Genomic DNA, 19836 nt, shown 5'->3' on the forward strand with positions numbered 1-19836 from the left:
TTCGGAGGTTGAATGACGATCGCGGATATCGTACTGGTTCTCTTTATTGCCGCTCTTCTGGCTTATGCCATTTATGACGAATTTATTCTGCCCCGCCGTTACGGCGAGACGCTGCTCTCCCTCCCCCTTCTGCGTCGTGGCCGGGTTGATGGTGCTATCTTCGCCGGGCTGCTGGCGATCCTGATTTACAATAATATGATGAACCACGGCGCATTATTAACCACATGGTTATTATGTGCGCTGGCCTTAATGGCGATCTATCTCTTCTGGATCCGTACGCCGAAGATTATCTTTAAATCGACTGGCTTTTTCTTCTCCAGTGCCTGGATAGAATATAACCGTATTAAAGAGATGAATTTATCGGAAGATGGGGTGCTGGTGATGCAATTAGAGCAGCGCCGCCTGCTGATTCGGGTGAAGAATATTGACGATCTGGAAAAGATATACAAACTTCTCATAAGAACTCAATGAGTTACATTCATAGCAAAGGCTATATCTGGCAGGTATCTGGCGGCCGCTAAATATAGCCATCGCTATATTTATTCGCCCATACGGCGCAAATATTTAACCAGAATTTCACTCTTTAACCAAAATGAAAATCGTTATCACATTCTGGCGTAAATAAGCCTTTCAGAAAGTTGTTTTATATTCTCAAATTATGTTAAGGTTGCGCCCGTCGTTGGGGAGTAGCCGATTTCCTGCTTTCAGGAAATGTACGTGTCAACATGCTCGTTGAAAAACGTGGCGCGTACGGATCGTTTTGCACACCGTGTGCAGAAGGTCAGGCGAGACCATAGATGCATCAACTGCTGTTTACTGGGGGCAGTGATGCGTCATATGGATATCCCCGGTCTGGACGCGCTAATGAATCTTTCCTCCACGCTTCTGCTCGCTTTTGGCATGTCAATGGATGCTTTCGCAGCCTCAATTGGCAAAGGCGCCACGCTCCACAAACCGAAATTTTCCGAAGCCCTGCGCACCGGCCTGATCTTTGGTGCAATCGAAACGCTGACGCCACTTATTGGCTGGGGGCTGGGTATGCTGGCCAGCCGCTTCGTGCTCGAATGGAACCACTGGGTCGCCTTTATTCTGCTGCTTTTTCTTGGCGGCCGTATGGTGATAGAGGGAATACGCGGTAACGACGACGAAGAGTGCGAGCCGCTGCAGCGTCACGGCTTCTGGCTACTGGTCACCACCGCCATCGCCACCAGTCTGGATGCCATGGCGGTCGGCGTCGGGTTGGCCTTTCTGCAGGTTAATATCGTTGCCACCGCGCTGGCCATCGGCTGCGCCACGCTCACCATGTCCACGCTGGGGATGATGATCGGTCGTTTTATCGGCCCGCTGCTGGGCAAACGGGCCGAAATTCTCGGCGGGATCGTACTGATCGGTATTGGCGTCCAGATCCTCTGGACCCATTTCGCGGGTTAATCGTCACGCTGCCAGCAATGGATACTGAAATCGGTCTGGCAGCTAAAGAGCGCCTGCTGCGCTAATGTCTCCCACACCTGCGGTTTCGCGCGCCAGGCAAAGGGCGTCATCTGCAGCAACGCCACCGCCTCCTGTCCCGTGAGGCGCATCTCGTACTCCAGCGACTGCGCATGGCGCAGGGTAAACCCCTCCAGCGCTTCCGCGTGTGGCGCGTGCAGGCGAACCTCGTCGTATATCAACCCCTTCAGCGCCATCAGATGACGCGGCCCGGGGGTGACGGTCACCACCCAGCCACCCGGTTTAACCACCCGCGCCAGCTCCTCCCCTTTACAGGGCGCATAGATGCGGATAACCAGATCCTGGCTTGCCGCCTCGAACGGCAGGCGATGACTTGACGCGACGCAGAAGCTCACCTGCGGGTAGCGTCGGGCCGCCGCGCGAATGGCGGATTTAGAGACATCCAGCCCCACAGTGTGACCGCCCCGGCCTGCAACGACATCGGCAAACGCGGCCGTGTAATAGCCTTCGCCGCAGCCAATATCGAGTACCGAGGCCCCTTCCCCCAGCTCGCCCGCTATCCACCCGACCAGAGCATCGCGCAGCGGCTGGTAGTGGCCAGCATCAAGAAACGCCCGCCGCGCCTGCATCATCTCCGCGTTGTCGCCCGGGTCACGGGATCGCTTGTGCTGCACCGGCAGCAGGTTAACGTAACCCTCTTTCGCCCTGTCATAACGATGCCCCTGCGGACAGACATAGCTCTTTTCGGCGCGCGTCAGCGGCGCGTGGCATAGGGGACAGGTGAACGACATGACAACTCCGGTGCAATGACAAAGGGCGAAAGTGTAACGCTATTCGCCCGGCTATAAAATGGCTATCTCATGACGATGAGGTGATCGGAATCGGGCGGTAGTCCATCCGGCTTGATATTTTCGAGGCGCAGTACGTCTCCCATAATCTGGCTGAACACCGGCGCCGAGACCGCACCACCATAATAGCTGCCGTTCTGCGGATCGTTTATTACCACCGCCAGCGCAAAGCGCGGCCTGCTTGCCGGGGCGACGCCAGCGGTATAGGCGACATATTTGTCGACATATTTACCATCTTCATCAATTTTTTTCGCGGTTCCCGTCTTGATGGCGACGCGGTAGTCGCGCACCGCCGCCTTGATCCCCCCGCCGCCCGGCAGGGCCACGCTCTCCATCATATGTTCCACCTGGTGGACAATGCCGGCAGGCATCACCTGGTGCCCCATTACCGGCGGATCGATACGGGTAATAGAGAGCGGACGCTCCAGGCCAAAGCTGCCGATAGTCGCGTATACATGCGCCAGCTGCAGCGGCGTAACCATCAGCCCATAACCAAAGGCAAAGGTGGCGCGATCGAGCTGGCTCCAGAATTTACGGTGCGGCAGCATGCCGCTGCTCTCCCCCGTCAGCCCCAGGCCCGTGGTTGTGCCGAATCCAAAGCCTTTGTAGGTGTCAAGCAGGTGTCTGACCGGCATCGCCAGCGACAGGCGGGAAACCCCCGTGTCGCTCGATTTTTGCAAGATCCCGGTCAGCGTCAGCTCCGGATAATAGCCCACGTCACGGATGCGGTGTCCATCCAGGGTATAAGGATGCGTGTCGATGACGCTGTCGGGTTGTACCAGCCCCTGCTGAAGCGCCGTCATCAGTACCAGCGGCTTTACGGTGGAGCCAGGTTCGAAGGTGTCGCTAATGGCGCGATTACGGAAATCATTAAGCGTCGCCCCCTCGCGGTTATTGGGGTTGAAATCCGGGTAGCTCGCCATGGAGAGGATCTCCCCGGTCTGGACATCGATCAGCACCGCCGCCCCGGACTCGGCTTTGTTCCACGCCACCGCGTTATCGAGCGCATCCTCCACAATGGTCTGCAGGCGCTCATCAATACTGAGCTGAATATTGTGCGCGGGCACCGGTGGCACCTCGGTGAGATTTTCTATCACGCGACCGAAGCGATCCTCCCTCACCCGCCTCACGCCGGGCTTGCCGGTAAGCTGGGCGTTAAAGCTTTTTTCAATGCCTTCGATCCCCTGCCCGTCGATATTAGTAAAACCGATAAGGTTGGCCGCCACGTGTCCCGCCGGGTAAAAGCGCCGGGATTCGTCCCGTAAATTGATGCCGGGCAGTTTGAGCCGGTCTATCCACTGCGCCTGCGCGGGATCAACCTGCCGGGCAAGATAGATGAAACGCCCTTGCGGGTTACTGTTAATACGTGCCGCCAGGGTACCAAGCGAAAGGTGCAGCGCGTTCGCCAGCGCCTTCCAGCGGTTATCGTACCCCACCCCGCCTTTCGCCAGCACCGTTTTCGGATCGGCCCAGACCGCCCGCACCGGCACGCTGACGGCCAGCGGCCGCCCTTCGCGATCGGTGATCATCCCCCGCGGCGCGTCAATGGGCAACTCACGCAGGGAGCGCATATCCTCCTGCTTCACCAGGGGATCAGGTTTGATGATCTGCAGCCAGGCGACCCGTCCCAACAGGAAAGCCAGACTCAGGAGGATAGCCAGACACAGCAGCGCAAAGCGAGTCGGGGTGAAATTTCCGACGGGCGTAGAGGTTTTAATTTTCAACTGAACTCCAGAGCAAACGAGCAACGCCCTGATTTAACGGGAAAAGAGAGGGTGTCTGGGAGAAAACAGTGCTACGAATGTCTAAGCTTTGCAACAACGTGCTAACAGCGGGACAAATGAGAAACATTTTGTAAAAGAGGGGCGTAAAAAAGCCCCGCACAGGCGAGGCTTGTTCTGACGAGGCACGCGAGCGTGTTGCTCGTTAGCAGAGGTTCGATCAGATAGCGGTTACGTTAACAGCAGCCGGACCTTTCTGGCCGTCCTGAATTTCGAACTCAACGTTCTGGCCTTCAGCCAGGGTTTTGAAGCCATTACCCTGGATTGCAGAGAAGTGTACGAACACATCTTTGCTGCCGTCTGCAGGAGTAATGAAACCAAAGCCTTTAGACTCGTTGAACCACTTAACTTGACCTTTAATCTTTGCCATTTGCAAAATTCCTTAGAGAGTTTTCTTCGCCCGCAGGCATTTACTGAGTTAAAACTGAGACATTACTGCTTGAGGCACTAATATAAGGTTCGGCAGAGAAGCGGTATTCAACGACAACGTGTTTACTCAGGACTTCTATACTGAAAATGCCACACATAGACAGAACTGTACCTCGTTTGACCCTAACCGTGTTATCACACACAACGTTAAATATGGCAAGCCATTTTTAAACGTGTCTCGATCCGCCGCACAATTCCTCACGTTGACTTGCTACAAACTGAGCAATTATGCGATTTAACTCTATGCACACGCCAGAGCGCGCGCGGCCTGGTCGTGTCTTCCAGAGCCGCTGTAATCTAAGACTTTTTTACCATAGCTCATACGCTTTGATCCGTCCAGTCAGCAATGAAAATTTCTTAATCGCAACAATTGAGTTAGAACAATTTATGCAAAGTTATGCACTATTGTTTGTAAAGAAGAGGTGCAGCAAACGAAGTATTGCCGCTTAAATTGCCCTTAACATTTTCGGGATTAAACGACACGTTAATAATTCGGTTAATGCACCAGAATAATGAATTTTTTATGTACGCGCTTCATAACGGGGCGTTAAAAAGAGTCTTAAAACGTTTTGAAAAAAATAAAACATCGCGGGTGCATAATATATTCCAGCGTAACGACGGGATTACAAGGATATGTATTGCCCGATTTTCATAACGCTAAAGTTATTGTTTAACGATGCTACATTACCAAGGGCTTCGTTTAACTCACGCACCGGTGCATCCAGCGATTCATCGGCAAGCTCAAAAACGCCCCAGTGAATGGGAAAGGCGCGCGGCTCGCCAAGCTGCTGCCAGAGCGCCACGGCGGACTGAGGATCCATGTGGTGCGGCGACATAAACCAGCGCGGCGCATAGGCGCCCACCGGAATGGCGGCGGCATCGATTTTTCCCAGCCGCTGCGCGATGGTTAAAAGCTCCGGCGTATAGCCCGTATCGCCGCTAAACCAGAAGCGCCGCAGCTCCCCCTCTATCACCCAGCCACACCACAGCGAGCGGTTGCGATCCCATAAGGTGCGCATGCTCCAGTGTTGTGCCGGGACAGCCGTCACCGCCATTCCCTGAAAAATAACGCACTGCCACCAGTCCAGCTCGATAATATTTATCGCCCCCCGGCGGCGAAACCAGGCGGCCAGCCCCAGCGGAACAAATACCGTGAGCCGGGGAAAACGTCGCAGGAGCTGGCGAACCGTTGCGTCATCCAGATGATCGTAATGATTATGGGAGATCAGTAACGCATCAAGTTCGGGAAGGTTTTCCACCAGCACCGGAGAGGGCGTTTTACGTAAAGGGCCATGCCAGGAGACAGGAGAGGCGCGAGAAGAGAGAACAGGATCGGTTAACAGGTAACGGCCATTGATTCGCAGCAGAACAGTGGCGTGTCCCAGCCACCAGGCGCCATCTTCGGGCAGGTCGTTAAACTCAAAGGGTTGCCACCACTGCGCGCTAAAGGCCTCATAGCCTGCCGCAGGCGGCTTTGGCAAACCAGCCGCTTTACGCTCTCTGCGCCAGCGTTCGAGATCGCCTGGCTGATGACCCACCGGCGCGCTATTGCGAAAGCCGTCGGGAGTGTGATGCGCAAGAGAGGGGTTATACCACGGATTTTTCCACGCCATTTCCCCTCCCCCTGCTCATCCGTTAGCGTTCAGCGACCAGACGAACGAACTCATCATCTTTTTTCGCGTCGGCTTTGACGCGAAGTTCCGCTTTCTCTTCCGGCTCGTTCGCCTCACACAGGCGACGCAGGAGCGCATTTTGCCGCTTCTGCTGATCGAGAAGCGCCTCCAGCAGCTCAATTTGCTCGGAAGTGCGGGAGCTGGCCCGGTTAACAAAGAACCAGAGCACCAGTCCGACGATCATCATTACTGCCGAAACGACCAGGGAAGCGATGTTCAGCATCCCGGCGTTGAGTAACTCACTCATTTCACCACCTCAATAAAAGCGCCCATTCTACCACTGGCGCAAAGGAAGGAAATCGTCTGCCATAAAAAGAGGGCTACCAGGGGATAAACTTATTGATTGCACATATGCCGGTAAAGAACTGTACATCCTGATCGCACAACACATTGATCGTCTGCGTCCACAAAAAGAGGCAGGCGATAAGCACAATAATCAGGATCACCCAGCGTATTTTTTTCACTCCACTCTCCAGGCTATAGCGTTATCTCTCCAGGTTAGCATGCTAATCTTAAACCGCGGCTCACTGTCACTCCTCTCCTTTATTTTTCGGAATCATGCACTTGTTTCATATAGGAAATCTATTAGGCTTTGATCATCATTAGCATAATAAATACGAGGCAATGATGCGTGTACTTCTTCGTTCGATCATGTTGCTGGCTCTTGTCTGGATCGGCCTGCTGTTGTCAGGCTATGGCGTGCTCGTGGGAAGCACAGAGAATGCCGCCGGTTTAGGTATCCAGTGTAAATACCTCACGGCTCGCGGCTCTGCTACCGCACAATATCTTCACTCTGACAGCGGAATTATCGGCCTGACAAACTGCCCGGTATTGCGCAAAAGCGAACGGGTTATCGACAACGGTTAATCCGGACCTGACAATAAAAACGCCGCAGTAATGCGGCGTTTTTATGCGAATCTCCCGATAACATCAGAAGGGATAGTCGTTGTAACCCATCTGCTCAGAGATTTTCCGCGCAGCGGTGTGCAGCATAGCGACATACTCCTGCAGACGCTCTTCAGAGAAGCGCAGCGTCGGGAAAGAGATACTCAGCCCGGCGATAACCACACCGAAGCGGTCAAACACCGGAACGCCAATGCAGCGTAACCCCTCTTCCTGCTCTTCGTTATCTTCACCATAACCCTGCTCGCGCACCTGTTCCAGGACAGTCAGCAGTTCATCTGTGCTGGTAATAGTATGCTCAGTGCTGCGCTTATACTCCACGCCATCGAGGATCTCTTTTACCTCCTCCCGATCGCGCCAGGCCAGCAGCACTTTACCAATAGCAGTGCTGTAGAGTGGGTTACGGCGCCCGATGCGCGAATACATGCGCAGGTTATACATGGAGTCGATCTTATGGATGTAGACGATGCTGTCCTCATCCAGCGCCCCCAGGTGAATGGTCTCTTTGGTCAGGCGGGACAGTTCGCGCATCTGAATATCGGCGCTGCGGATCAGGTCGATGTTTTGCAGGGCGCGGGCACCCAGTTCGAACAGCTTCAGGGTGAGGGAGTATTTCTCCGACTCGCCTTCCTGAGCCACATAGCCCAGGGACTTCATGGTCTGTAAAAAGCGATAAACGGTGCTTTTTGACATCATTACTCGCTGAGAGAGCTCCGTAATACCAATTTCACGTTCTTCCCCGAGCGCCTGCAGGATGCCAAATACCTTCAGCACGGAAGAGACAGAATCTGGCTGCTTATCCAAATCTGCGATTGCCATTTATCACCTCATTGCGAGTGTTTTATAAAAATCAGAACTGGTTTTTATTATAATTTCGTGGCCGTCATGCTGCAATCGCTGTGAGTTTACTTCGTTACAAATCTGCGACATAAAACCGAAATAGCAATGCTAAACTAGTCATTCTGAAATAATTCCTCACTGGGTCTTCCACTTCCTATGGTTAACAACGCATCTGATGGCCTGCCCCTGCCACAGCGGTATGGCGCGATTGCCACAATTATCATCGGTATTTCTATGGCTGTGCTCGACGGGGCTATTGCCAACGTCGCCCTGCCGACTATCGCCAGCGATCTTAACGCCTCGCCCGCCAGCTCTATCTGGGTCGTAAACGCCTACCAGATTGCGATTATCGTCTCGCTTCTCTCCTTCTCGTTTCTGGGAGATATGTTCGGCTACCGTCGGGTCTACCAGTGCGGTCTGCTGGTTTTCACCTTTACTTCGCTCGGTTGCGCCCTGTCGGATTCGCTGCAAACCCTCACCATTGCCCGTATCGCCCAGGGTTTTGGCGGCGCGGCGCTTATGAGCGTCAACACCGCGCTGATAAGGCTTATCTATCCCCATCGCCATCTCGGGCGCGGAATGGGGATAAACTCGTTTATTGTGGCGGTTTCGTCAGCGGCGGGGCCTACCATCGCCGCCGCCATCCTCTCGGTCGCCTCATGGAAATGGCTGTTTTTAATTAACGTCCCGCTTGGCATTGCCGCCCTGCTTCTGGCGCTGCGTTATCTGCCCGCCAATGCGGCGAAAAGCAGCATGCCGCGCTTTGACCTGCCGAGCGCGGTGATGAACGCGCTCACCTTTGGCCTGCTGATCACCGCCCTGAGCGGCTTTGCCCAGGGGCAGTCATTAACGCTTGTCGCAGCGGAAGTTGTGGCGATGATCGTTATCGGCTTTTTCTTTGTCCGCCGTCAGCTGTCGCTGCCCGTGCCGCTGCTGCCGGTCGATCTGCTGCGCATTCCACTCTTTTCCCTCTCGATTGGCACCTCGATCTGCTCCTTTTGCGCCCAGATGCTGGCGATGGTGTCGCTCCCCTTCTATCTGCAAAGCGTGATTGGTCGCTCGGAGGTGGAAACAGGGTTGCTGCTGACCCCCTGGCCGCTGGCGACCATGGTTATGGCGCCGCTGGCGGGCTATCTGATAGAGCGGGTGCATGCGGGCATGCTGGGGGCGGTTGGTCTGATTGTAATGGCGGTCGGGTTTTTTGCCATGGCGCTGCTTCCCGCCTCTCCGACCGACTTTGATATTATCTGGCCGATGATTCTATGCGGCGCCGGGTTTGGCCTGTTCCAGTCCCCTAATAATCACACCATTATTACCGCTGCTCCCCGCCATCGCAGCGGCGGCGCGAGCGGTATGCTCGGCACCGCCCGTCTGCTGGGACAAAGCAGCGGCGCGGCGCTGGTGGCGTTAATGTTTAACCTGGCCGGTAATAACGGCACCCATCTGGCGCTCTATACAGCAGGAACGCTGGCCATTATCGCGGCTATCGTCAGCGGGCTTCGCGTCACGCAACCCCGCGAGGAGACGTGATAAAAAAAGGCCGGGCAGCTAAACTGCCCGGCCTTTTCATCTTTTTGAGCTTTCGCCCTCTTTTACTTCAGGTACGCTCCGCTGCGCAGCGCTTCGATGCGCTTATCCAGCGGCGGGTGAGTCATAAACAGCTCGTTTAACGATTTCGATTTACCGTTAATGCAGAATGCCATCATGCTGGTCGCTTCCTGCGGTTCATAGCTGGTTTTCAGGCGCTGCAGCGCGGCGATCATCTTCTCACGCCCTACCAGTTTCGCCGAACCGGCGTCCGCATGAAATTCACGGTGACGGGAGAACCACATGGTAATAATGCTGGCCAGAATACCGAACACCAGCTCCAGCACCGTGGCGACTGCAAAGTAGATCAGCGGGTTGCCGTTGCTCTCTTCGCCTTCGTCGCGGTTACCGCCCATAAAGCCCGCCGCAATTTGCGCCAGAATACGCGAGATAAAGATAACGAAGGTGTTCACTACCCCCTGAATCAGGGTCATGGTCACCATGTCACCATTCGCGATGTGGCTGATTTCATGCGCGATGACTGCTTCCGCCTCGTCGCGGCTCATGTTCTGCAGCAGACCGGTGCTGACAGCCACCAGCGAGGCGTCGCGACGCGCGCCGGTTGCAAAGGCGTTAATATCCGGCGCGTGATAGATAGCTACCTGAGGCATGGCGATCCCGGCCTGACGCGACTGCTGCGCCACCGTATCCATCAGCCAGCGCTCCATATCGTTACGCGGTTGCTCGATAACCTCACCGCCCACAGATTTCAACGCCATCCATTTCGACATCAGCAGAGAGACAAAGGAGCCACCAAAACCGAACAGCAGCGCCATAATCAGCAGGCCCTGAATGCTGCTCGATTGTATTCCTGTCAGGCTTAGCACGAGCCCGAACACTACCATCACCGCAAGGTTGGTAAGCAGGAAAAGCGCGATTCGCATCATAATTTTCTTTTAACCTCAGTTTAACAAAACGCACTACGCGATTACCCACATCGTATGGGTATTGCGGCTATTTTCAAGGATAAGCGGCGCGTAAGTCACCAGAAAGACACAACTTTACATTGTATGGCGGCTTGCTTACCTGAGGAGGGAAATCTAAAAAAACAGGCACAATTTCTTGTGCCTGTCAGGAGATTATTTTGCGGGTGCCGGTTCGACGGCAGGTTTGTCCTTTTCCAGCTTCGCCAGATCGAGTGCAATGTGCACCGTTTCATCGAGATAGGGATCGGGTTCCTGATAATCTTTCGGCAGATCGTCCAGCTTCTTAAGCAGCGGCTTGCCTTCACGCTTAAAGCGATCGTTGATCCGCGCCAGACGAATGGCGTCATCCTCGTCGTTCTCTTTTTCACGCTGTGCAAAATTAAGCGACACGATGTTCCGTTTATCCTTCAGGGCATTGAAACGGGCAATGTCCTTCATGATGTACTGGAACTCAGGATCGCTGGCGATCCGCGCGTTATGCTCTTTCAGCAGCTCCGGTCCAAAGAGAGACATATCTCCGGACTTCACGTATGTCGCGGCGTTGATGCTATCCCACGGCAGCGCGTTGTCCTCAAACTTCTCGCCGGTTTCCGTCTCTTCATTGCCCGTAGGCATGATGATATCCGGCGTTACGCCCTTGCGCTGCGTACTGCCGCCATTGACGCGGTAGAACTTCTGAATGGTGTACTGGACGGAGCCCAGCGCCGGCCATTCAGGGCGCAGCATCTGATCGTAAATACGGTTAAGAGAGCGATACTGCTGTACCGTACCTTTACCAAAGGTAGGCTCGCCCACGATCAGCGCGCGACCATAGTCCTGCATCGCGGCGGCAAAGATCTCAGACGCCGAGGCGCTGAAGCGGTCAACCAGCACCACCAGCGGACCTTTGTAATAGACCACACCGTCGTTGTCGGCATCTTCACGCACTTTGCCGTTATTATCGCGCACCTGCACCACCGGGCCGGACGGGATAAAGAGGCCAGAGAGCGATACCGCTTCGGTAAGCGCGCCGCCGCCGTTGGTACGCAGGTCAATCACGACGCTTTTAACATTCTGTTTTTCCAGCTTCTGCAGCTGCACCTTCACATCGTCGGTCAGCCCGACGTAGAAGCCCGGAATATCCAGCACGCCGACTTTCTCTTTGCCGACCGTTTTCACCGTCATTTTCACGGCGCGGTCTTCCAGACGGATGCGCTCACGCGTCAGCGTAATAATGCGGGTTTTAGTGCCCTTCCCGGCAGGCAGGATCTCAAGACGCACCTTGCTGCCTTTCGGCCCTTTGATCAGCGCCACCACGTCATCCAGCCGCCAGCCGATGACATCCACCATGTTTTTACCGAGCTGTCCGACGCCGACGATACGATCGCCCACGCTTATCGCCTTGCTTTTCGCGGCCGGTCCGCCCGCCACCATCGAGTTAATGACGGTATAGTCATCATCCATCTGCAGCACGGCGCCGATACCTTCCAGAGAGAGGCTCATTTCGGTATTGAACTGCTCGGTGTTGCGCGGCGAGAGGTAATTCGTGTGCGGGTCGATTTCGTGGGCGAACGCGGTCATCGCCAGCGAGAAGACATCTTCGCTGTTGGTCTGCGCCAGGCGACGAATAGCGAACTTGTAACGACGCGTCAGCGTCTCACGGATCTCTTTCTCATCTTTCCCGGTCAGCTTCAGGCTCAGCTCGTCATACTTAACTTTGCTGTCCCACAGCGCGTTCAGCTCAGCTTCATCTTTCGGCCACGGTGCTTTGCTGCGGTCAAGATTGAAGGTGTCGGTCCCGGTGAAATCCATCGGTCGCTCAAGCACCTTCAGCGCATACTGATAACGTTCAAAACGGCGCTGCTGCGACAGGTTATAGAGATCGTAAAAGAGATCCAGCTTACCGCTACGCAGCTCATCGCCCACCTGGGTTTTACGTTTCGCGAACTGTTCTACATCGCTTGCCAGCAGCACATTATGGCTGTAATCCAGCAAGTTCAGATAACGATCGAAGATTTTGGCTGAAAAGGCCTGATCGAGATCGAACTGACGATAATGCGAGCGGGTAAAGCGCGACGTCACGCGCTCACTCACCGTCGCGTGCTGCGTCTCTTCCTTTAGAATCGGAATTTGATCGGCGCGCGTAATATCGTCCACAGCGAAGGCGTGACCTGTTATGGCAAACAGGCCCGCCAACGCGGTGAGCTTAAAAAAAGTGTTCATGCCAGGCTTGGCCTCCGTTTCAGAACAACAAGTGTTCTGCGCGTACAATCATTGACATACCAGAAGTCAGCTGTACACGTACGCCATCTTTGGTGATTTCCAGTACGGTGGCGTCCATCGCGTTGTTACCCGCTTTCACCTTCAGGGCCTGACCTACGCTCAGGGCGCTGATATCAGAAACTGGGGTATGGCGTTCTTCGCGTGGCGCACGCTGCGCTTTCGCGGCTGGTTTTTCCGCACGCGGTTTACGGTCGCCGTTTTCAGCGCGACGCGGGGCTGGACGAGGTTTACGTTCGCGACGCGGCGCCTCTTCCTGGCCGCTGGCGGCGGCAGCTTCACGCTTTTTCGCCTGCTGTTCGGCACGCTGCGCCTGAACGCGCGCTTTCGCCTCTTCGAGCTGCTTGCGAGCGTGCTCTACGTGCTGCTCATCCAGCTCACCGCACGGGTTGCCGTCGAGATCGACACGCGTCGCTCCCGGTTTGATACCGTACAGATAACGCCAGCTCGACGTATAAAGACGTAAGGCGGAACGAAGCTGGGTTTTGCTGAGATTCATCTCACCCTCAACGCGCTCTACCAGATCCTGAAAAATGCCGATTTTCAGGGGACGCGCTTCGCCTTCGGCGCTAAAGCACTGCGGGAAACGCTCTGCCAGAAAGGCGATAACTTCTTTACTGCTATTCAACTTAGGTTGATTTTCCATGAAATTTCCTGATTACAACGGACGTTGCCAACAAGCGCAGGCATGAACAGGCGTCATTATAATGACGCCAACCGTAAATGCTACGTTATCCGTTGATTATCCTGCGACGCTCGCAAAGAATTTATGATAATCGGTAGCGGCAAGCCCCTTTTCAAGATTCGCCACCAGCTCGCGCAGACCCTGCTCATCCTCAGCGGTAAAGCGGCCGTAAGCCACGCTGTCGATGTCGAGCACGCCGATTGTCTGATTATTTACCACCAGCGGCAGTACGATTTCAGCATTACTGGCCGCGTCGCAGGCGATGTGCCCGTCAAAGGCATGCACATCTTCCACACGCTGCACCTGATTTTGCGCCACTGCGGTGCCGCAAACGCCGCGTCCAACCGGAATGCGCACGCAGGCCAGCTTGCCCTGGAAGGGCCCCAGCACCAGCGTATCACCTTCCAGAAGGTAGAAGCCGGCCCAGTTCACTTCGGATAGACGTTCAAAGAGCAGCGCGCTGGTATTGGACAGCATCGCTAAAAAACTGGTTTCGCCTGCCATCAATGCCTGAAAATCCCGGTTCAGGTCGGCGTAAAATTCTGTTTTGTTCATTATTAAATCACTTGTTTAACGAAAAAGTAGAGCATAGCCTATTAAAATAAACATTAAATGCGCTCATTCTCAAGATGAATCCCAGGATGAGTTAATATAACGTTAATTAAACCTTTTTCATGCGCGACTGATGGCCCTTAATACACCAAAAATTACGCCGACAAAAAAGATTACCGTTCATTCGGTCAGCGATGCGCTACCGCGAGCACATTATCAGCGTTGTCCGCAGTGCGATACGCTTTTTATGTTGCCGAAGATGAAATCGCACCAAAGCGCCTACTGTCCGCGCTGCAATGCTAAAATCCGCGACGGCCGCGACTGGTCCCTGACGCGACTGGCGGCGATGGCCATCACCATGCTTCTGCTGATGCCGTTTGCCTTCAGCGAGCCGCTGCTGCGGCTCTATCTGCTGGGAATGCGGATCGACGCTAATCTGCTGGAGGGGATCTGGCAGATGACCCGCCAGGGCGATCCTGTCACCGCCGCGATGGTGCTGTTTTGTACCGTCGGCGCTCCGCTCATTCTTGTCGCCTCCATCGCTTATCTCTGGCTCGGCAATATCCTCGGTATGAACCTGAGGCCGGTGTTGCTGATGCTGGAGCGGCTCAAGGAGTGGGTGATGCTGGATATCTATCTGGTAGGCATCGGCGTCGCCTCGATCAAGGTTCAGGACTACGCCTATCTTGAGCCGGGCATCGGGCTATTTGCCTTTATCGCCCTGGTGCTGCTTAGCGTGCTGACCCTGATTCACCTCAACGTGGAGCAGCTCTGGGATCGGTTTTATCCACAGCGTCCCGCCACCCGGCCTGACGAGCATCTTCGCGCCTGCCTGGGCTGTCATTTTACCGGATTTCCCGACGCGCGAGGCCGCTGTCCGCGCTGCCATATCCCGCTGCGCCTCCGGCGCAATCACAGCCTGCAAAAGTGCTGGGCGGCGCTGATCGCCTCGATGGTTTTTCTCTTACCTGCTAATCTGTTGCCCATCTCGGTGATCTACGTCAATGGTGGCCGGCAGGAAGATACCATCATGTCAGGCATCGTTTCCCTGGCCGACAGCAACATCGCAGTTGCGGCAATTGTATTTATTGCCAGTATTCTCGTTCCGTTTACTAAAGTTATAGTGATGTTTACTCTGCTGGTGAGTATTCATTTTAAATGCGAGCAAGGATTGCGCACCCGTATCCTCCTGCTGCGGTTCGTCACCTGGATTGGCCGCTGGTCGATGCTGGATCTGTTTGTGATTTCGTTGATGATGTCGCTGATCGACCGCGATCAGCTGCTCTCATTTAACATGGGACCCGCTGCGTTTTATTTCGGCGCTGCGGTGATATTGACTATTCTTGCAGTGGAATGGCTGGACAGCCGCTTACTTTGGGACGCACATGAGTCAGGAAACGCCCGCTTCGCCGACTGAAGCGAGAATTAAAACAAAACGCCGTATTTCACCTTTCTGGTTACTGCCCGTCATCGCGCTGCTGATTGCGGGCTGGCTTATCTGGACGAGCTATGAAAACCGCGGTAATACCATCACCATCGACTTTCAGTCAGCGGACGGCATTGTCCCTGGCCGCACCCCCGTTCGTTTTCAGGGGGTTGAAGTGGGAACGGTGCAGGACATCAGCCTGGGTAAAAATCTGAACAAGATCCAGGTTCGCGCCAGTATCAAATCGGACATGAAAGATGCCCTGCGTAGCGAAACCCAGTTCTGGCTGGTCACGCCGAAAGCCTCTCTGGCGGGCGTATCTGGCCTGGACGCACTGGTGGGCGGAAACTACATCGGGATGATGCCCGGCAAAGGCGAGCCGCAGGATCACTTCACCGCCCTGGACACGCAGCCCAAATACCGGCTCAACAACGGCGATCTGATGATTCATCTGCATGCCTCCGATCTCGGTTCGCTTAACAGCGGCTCGGTGGTCTACTACCGCAAAATTCCCGTAGGGCGCGTCTATGATTATTCCATCAGCCCCAACAAGCAGGGGGTAACCATTGACGTGCTTATCGACCGCCGCTTTACCTCTCTGGTGAAGAAAGGAAGCCGCTTCTGGAACGTCTCGGGGGTGGATGCTGATCTCAGCCTCAGCGGGGCGAAGGTGAAGCTGGAGAGCCTCGCCGCGCTGGTAAATGGCGCCATCGCATTCGACTCCCCGGAAAACTCCAAGCCGGCCGAAGCTGAAGATAACTTTGGTCTTTATGCCGATTTAGCCCACAGCCAGCGCGGCGTGATTATCAGCCTGACCCTGCCGGATGCCAAAGGGCTGAAAGCTGACTCCACACCGCTGATGTATCAGGGGCTGGAGGTGGGTCAGCTGACCAAGCTGACCCTCAATCCCGGCGGCTCCGTCACGGGAGAAATGACCGTTGATCCGAGCGTGGTCGAGCTACTGCGCGAGAAGACGCGCATTGAGCTGCATAGCCCTAAACTCTCCCTGAGCGATGCCAATATCAGCAGCCTGCTCACCGGCAATACCTTCGAGCTGGTTCCCGGAGAAGGGCAGCCGAGTAAACACTTTGTGGTCGCCCCGGCCGACAAAACGCTGCTGCAAAAGCCGGGCGTGCTGACGGTTACCCTGACCGCGCCGGAAAGCTACGGCATTGATGCGGGCCAGCCGCTGCTGCTGCATGGCGTAGAGGTAGGCCAGGTGATGGAGCGCACCCTGACGGCGAAAGGGGTCACCTTCACCGCCGCAGTAGACCCCCGCTATCGCGATCTGCTGCATGGCGACAGTAAATTCGTGGTGAACAGCCGCGTGGACGTGAAGGTCGGCCTGGATGGGGTGGAGTTTCTCGGCGCAAGCGCCGGGGAGTGGATCAGCGGCGGCATCCGTATTTTACCGGGCGACAAAGGGGCGATGCGTGAAAGCTATCCTCTGTTCGCTAACCTGGACAAGGCGATTGAAAACAGCCTGAGCGATCTGCCGACTACCACGATGGTGCTAAGCGCGGCGACGCTGCCTGACGTACAGGCCGGTTCGGTGGTGCTTTACCGTAAATTCCAGGTGGGTGAAGTGATTACCGTTCGCCCTCGCGCCAATGCGTTTGATATCGAACTGCACATCAAGCCGGAGTATCGCCATCTGCTAACCGCCAACAGCGTATTCTGGGCAGAGGGCGGCGCGAAAGTGCAGCTTAACGGCAGCGGCCTGACGGTGCAGGCCTCTCCCCTCTCCCGCGCGCTGCGCGGCGCCATCAGCTTTGATAACCTCAGCGGCGCCAGCGCTAACCAGCGCAAGGGCGATAAACGCATTCTCTATCCGTCAGAGACCGCTGCCCGCGCGGTGGGCGGACAGATCACCCTGCACGCCTTCGACGCCGGCAAGCTGGCCGAGGGGATGCCGATTCGCTATCTGGGCATTGATATCGGCCAGGTGCAGAAGCTGACGCTGATCACGGAGCGTAACGAGGTACAGGCGACCGCGGTGCTCTACCCGGAATATGTCAAAACCTTCGCCCGCAACGGGACTCGTTTCTCGGTGGTGACGCCGCAGATCTCCGCCGCGGGCGTGGAGCATCTGGATACTATCCTGCAACCCTACATCAACGTTGAGCCGGGCCGCGGCAATGCCCGCCGTGACTTTGAGCTGCAGGAGGCCACGATCGCTGACTCGCGATATCTTGACGGCCTGAGCCTGGTGGTGGAGGTACCGGAAGCGGGATCGCTGAATATCGGCACGCCGGTGCTGTTCCGCGGCATTGAGGTGGGCACGGTGACCGGCTTGTCGCTGGGCATTCTCTCCGATCGCGTGATGGTGGGCATTCGCATCAGCAAGCGCTACCAGCATCTGGTGCGCAACAACTCGGTGTTCTGGCTTGCCTCAGGTTACTCGCTGGACTTTGGCCTGACGGGAGGCGTCGTTAAAACCGGTACCTTTAACCAGTTTATCCGTGGCGGTATCGCCTTTGCCACGCCGCCGGGAACGCCGCTGGCGCCGAAAGCACAGCCGGGTAAACACTTCCTGCTGCTGGATAGCGAGCCGAAAGAGTGGCGCGAATGGGGTACTGCCCTGCCGCGTTAAACCCGAGGCTCCGGTGTCAACGCACCGGAGCCTTTATGATACACTGCGCGCCTGATTTCCTGCCTGTGGTGCAAGCGTGGCTCAATATTCTGTTTTTTTTCCCGATCCCTTCCTGGCGCAGATGCGCGAGGCGCTCCCCGATCCCGCCTCGTTCGAGGCGTTTATCGCCGCCTGTCAACGGCCCCTGCGCCGCAGCCTGCGGGTGAATACCTTAAAAATCAGCGTGGCGGCGTTTCTTGAACTGACCTCCTCTTACGGCTGGCAGTTGATCCCCATCCCGTGGTGCGAAGAGGGTTTCTGGATCGAGCGCGACGATGAATCCGTTCCGCTTGGCAGCACCGCCGAGCACCTGAGCGGACTCTTCTATATTCAGGAAGCCAGCTCCATGCTGCCGGTGGCGGCCCTCTTCGCCGAGGGAAATACCCCCGTCCGGGTGATGGATGTTGCCGCCGCGCCGGGTTCGAAAACAACCCAAATTGCCGCGCGCATGGGCAATGGCGGCGCTATCCTCGCGAATGAGTTCTCCGCCAGCCGCGTGAAGGTACTGCACGCCAACATCAGCCGCTGCGGCATCCAGAACGTGGCGCTTACCCACTTTGACGGGCGGGTATTTGGCGCCGCGCTGCCGGAGTCGTTCGACGCGATCCTGCTTGACGCCCCCTGCTCCGGCGAAGGGGTGGTGCGTAAAGATCCTGACGCCCTAAAAAACTGGTCGGTTGAGAGCAATCTGGAGATTGCCGCGACCCAGCGCGAGCTTATCGACAGCGCTTTTCACGCGCTGCGTCCCGGCGGGACGCTGGTCTACTCCACCTGCACACTGAATCGCGATGAAAACGAAGCGGTCTGTCTGTGGCTGCAGGCGCAGTACCCCGACGCGGTGGAATTTTTACCGCTGGAGAAGCTATTCAGTACGGCGGCCACCGCCCTGACGCCGGAAGGCTTTCTGCACGTCTTCCCACATATGTACGACTGCGAAGGGTTCTTTGTTGCCCGCCTGCGCAAAACCGCCGCCATCCCCCCGCTACCGGCTCCCAAATTTAAGGTGGGTAATTTTCCCTTTACCCCGTTAAAAGGACGTGAGGCGGCAAACGTCACCGCCGCCGCGCGCCAGATCGGGCTGGATATTGCCGATGGCCTTCACCTCTGGCAGCGCGACAAAGAGATCTGGCTCTTCCCGGCAGAGATGGAGCCGCTTATCGGTAGGGTGCGCTTCTCGCGTATCGGCATTCGGCTTGCCGAGGTGCATAACAAAGGCTATCGCTGGCAGCATGAAGCGGTCATCGCTCTGGCAGGGGAGGATAATCGCTTTGAGCTGACCCCGGCGGAGGCGGAGGAGTGGTATCGCGGACGCGATCTCTACCCGGAGAAGAGCCCGTCGCGTGACGAGGTGATTGTCTGCTGGCAGGGCTTCCCGCTGGGGCTGGCCAAAAAAGTGGGCGCGCGGCTGAAAAACAGTTACCCCCGCGAGCTGGTTCGCGACGGGCGCTTGTTTACCGGTAACACTCACGCTGGATAAAAAAAGAGCACATTTTGACTGGCGTTTTTGCTCTCCTTGGCTAGGCTGAAAAATGGGCGACAATACTGGTCGTACCAGATTTATCTGACTTTGGAGAGCATTATGACCAAAACCAACGTGCGCATTGGCGCTTTTGAGATCGACGACGCCGAATTACGCGGCGAAGACCAGGGCGAACGAACGTTAAGTATTCCTTGCAAATCTGACCCCGATTTATGCATGCAGTTAGATGCCTGGGATGCCGACACCAGCGTTCCCGCCATTCTCAACGGGGAACATTCCGTCCTTTATCGCGAACATTACGACCATCAGACCGACGCCTGGATCATGCGACTTGCCTGATTCAAAAAGAACCCGCCCGAAGGCGGG

General features: G+C 55.9%; 19 protein-coding genes and 1 pseudogene. 8 read left to right on the forward strand and 12 right to left on the reverse strand.

From position 1 onward, the window contains the following. Nucleotides 1-12 precede the first annotated feature (12 nt). Together BN3796_RS16445 and mntP are read left to right on the forward strand one after the other, a co-directional pair. A complete protein-coding gene (locus BN3796_RS16445) occupies nt 13-471 on the forward strand; it encodes a DUF986 family protein (protein WP_061709439.1) in 459 nt (152 codons plus the stop codon). A 393-nt stretch (nt 472-864) separates the two neighbouring features. Next, nucleotides 865-1431, forward strand: coding sequence for a manganese efflux pump MntP (gene mntP / locus BN3796_RS16450; protein ID WP_061710044.1), 567 nt, complete (start codon nt 865-867; stop codon nt 1429-1431). On the opposite strand, the gene rlmA is transcribed toward mntP, so the two are convergent. The 7 genes and pseudogenes from rlmA to mgrB form a co-directional block, all read right to left on the reverse strand. Then, nucleotides 1428-2240, reverse strand: a complete 813-nt coding sequence (gene rlmA, locus BN3796_RS16455) for a 23S rRNA (guanine(745)-N(1))-methyltransferase (RefSeq protein WP_061709440.1) — start codon at nt 2238-2240, stop codon at nt 1428-1430. The two genes, mntP and rlmA, sit on opposite strands and share 4 nt — an antisense overlap. 62 nt (nt 2241-2302) lie before the next feature. Further along, the gene (gene ftsI / locus BN3796_RS16460; protein WP_061709441.1) at nt 2303-4021 is read right to left on the reverse strand and encodes a peptidoglycan glycosyltransferase FtsI; all 1719 of its coding nucleotides are present in this window, start codon (nt 4019-4021) and stop codon (nt 2303-2305) included. Between the two features lie 217 nt (nt 4022-4238). Further along, nucleotides 4239-4448: a transcription antiterminator/RNA stability regulator CspE gene (cspE, locus tag BN3796_RS16465; protein ID WP_001062678.1), complete on the reverse strand. Its 210-nt coding sequence runs from the start codon at nt 4446-4448 to the stop codon at nt 4239-4241. 12 nt (nt 4449-4460) lie between these two features. After that, nucleotides 4461-4605 (reverse strand): annotated as a pseudogene (locus BN3796_RS16470) (DUF2627 domain-containing protein). A 525-nt stretch (nt 4606-5130) separates the two neighbouring features. Beyond that, complete coding sequence (locus BN3796_RS16475; RefSeq protein ID WP_061709443.1) at nt 5131-6120, reverse strand: MBL fold metallo-hydrolase; 990 nt, start codon at nt 6118-6120, stop codon at nt 5131-5133. Nucleotides 6121-6142: 22 nt separating this feature from the next. After that, on the reverse strand, nt 6143-6427 hold the full coding sequence (locus BN3796_RS16480; RefSeq protein ID WP_061709444.1) for a YebO family protein: 285 nt from the start codon (nt 6425-6427) through the stop codon (nt 6143-6145). 73 nt (nt 6428-6500) lie between these two features. Then, nucleotides 6501-6644 (reverse strand): PhoP/PhoQ regulator MgrB, encoded by a 144-nt coding sequence (mgrB, locus tag BN3796_RS16485; protein ID WP_061709445.1) that lies wholly within the window; start codon nt 6642-6644, stop codon nt 6501-6503. Nucleotides 6645-6807: 163 nt separating this feature from the next. Between mgrB and BN3796_RS16490 the strand changes: the two genes are divergently transcribed. Then, complete coding sequence (locus tag BN3796_RS16490; protein ID WP_061710045.1) at nt 6808-7047, forward strand: YobH family protein; 240 nt, start codon at nt 6808-6810, stop codon at nt 7045-7047. Between the two features lie 63 nt (nt 7048-7110). Here the strand turns inward: BN3796_RS16490 and kdgR are convergent, their stop codons facing one another. Then, the gene (gene kdgR, locus BN3796_RS16495) at nt 7111-7902 is read right to left on the reverse strand and encodes a DNA-binding transcriptional regulator KdgR (protein WP_061709446.1); all 792 of its coding nucleotides are present in this window, start codon (nt 7900-7902) and stop codon (nt 7111-7113) included. Between the two features lie 177 nt (nt 7903-8079). On the opposite strand from kdgR, the gene BN3796_RS16500 reads away from it, so the two are divergent. Beyond that, the gene (locus tag BN3796_RS16500; protein WP_061709447.1) at nt 8080-9453 is read left to right on the forward strand and encodes an MFS transporter; all 1374 of its coding nucleotides are present in this window, start codon (nt 8080-8082) and stop codon (nt 9451-9453) included. Nucleotides 9454-9515: 62 nt separating this feature from the next. Here the strand turns inward: BN3796_RS16500 and htpX are convergent, their stop codons facing one another. From htpX to BN3796_RS16520, 4 genes are all read right to left on the reverse strand, one after another. Further along, the gene (gene htpX, locus BN3796_RS16505) at nt 9516-10397 is read right to left on the reverse strand and encodes a protease HtpX (RefSeq protein WP_061709448.1); all 882 of its coding nucleotides are present in this window, start codon (nt 10395-10397) and stop codon (nt 9516-9518) included. Nucleotides 10398-10589: 192 nt separating this feature from the next. After that, nucleotides 10590-12638, reverse strand: a complete 2049-nt coding sequence (gene prc / locus BN3796_RS16510) for a carboxy terminal-processing peptidase (protein WP_061709449.1) — start codon at nt 12636-12638, stop codon at nt 10590-10592. A 19-nt stretch (nt 12639-12657) separates the two neighbouring features. Continuing rightward, nucleotides 12658-13341 carry an RNA chaperone ProQ gene (proQ, locus tag BN3796_RS16515; RefSeq protein ID WP_061709450.1) on the reverse strand — a complete coding sequence of 228 codons (684 nt, stop codon included), beginning with the start codon at nt 13339-13341 and terminating at the stop codon, nt 12658-12660. A gap of 96 nt (nt 13342-13437) precedes the next feature. Then, nucleotides 13438-13935: a GAF domain-containing protein gene (locus BN3796_RS16520; RefSeq protein WP_061709451.1), complete on the reverse strand. Its 498-nt coding sequence runs from the start codon at nt 13933-13935 to the stop codon at nt 13438-13440. A gap of 130 nt (nt 13936-14065) precedes the next feature. On the opposite strand from BN3796_RS16520, the gene yebS reads away from it, so the two are divergent. The 4 genes from yebS (at nt 14066) to BN3796_RS16540 (ending at nt 19809) form a co-directional block, all read left to right on the forward strand. Then, nucleotides 14066-15349: a membrane integrity lipid transport subunit YebS gene (gene yebS / locus BN3796_RS16525; RefSeq protein ID WP_061709452.1), complete on the forward strand. Its 1284-nt coding sequence runs from the start codon at nt 14066-14068 to the stop codon at nt 15347-15349. After that, on the forward strand, nt 15318-17951 hold the full coding sequence (locus BN3796_RS16530; RefSeq protein WP_061709453.1) for a PqiB family protein: 2634 nt from the start codon (nt 15318-15320) through the stop codon (nt 17949-17951). The genes yebS and BN3796_RS16530 overlap by 32 nt, the downstream gene beginning before the upstream one ends. A gap of 76 nt (nt 17952-18027) precedes the next feature. Then, nucleotides 18028-19467, forward strand: coding sequence for a 16S rRNA (cytosine(1407)-C(5))-methyltransferase RsmF (gene rsmF / locus BN3796_RS16535; protein ID WP_061709454.1), 1440 nt, complete (start codon nt 18028-18030; stop codon nt 19465-19467). A gap of 102 nt (nt 19468-19569) precedes the next feature. Then, nucleotides 19570-19809, forward strand: a complete 240-nt coding sequence (locus BN3796_RS16540) for a YebV family protein (RefSeq protein ID WP_061710046.1) — start codon at nt 19570-19572, stop codon at nt 19807-19809. Nucleotides 19810-19836 lie beyond the last annotated feature (27 nt).

Origin of the sequence: Pseudenterobacter timonensis (assembly GCF_900021175.1) — a bacterium.
In the GTDB taxonomy this organism is placed as follows: Bacteria; Pseudomonadota; Gammaproteobacteria; order Enterobacterales; family Enterobacteriaceae; genus Enterobacter; species Enterobacter timonensis.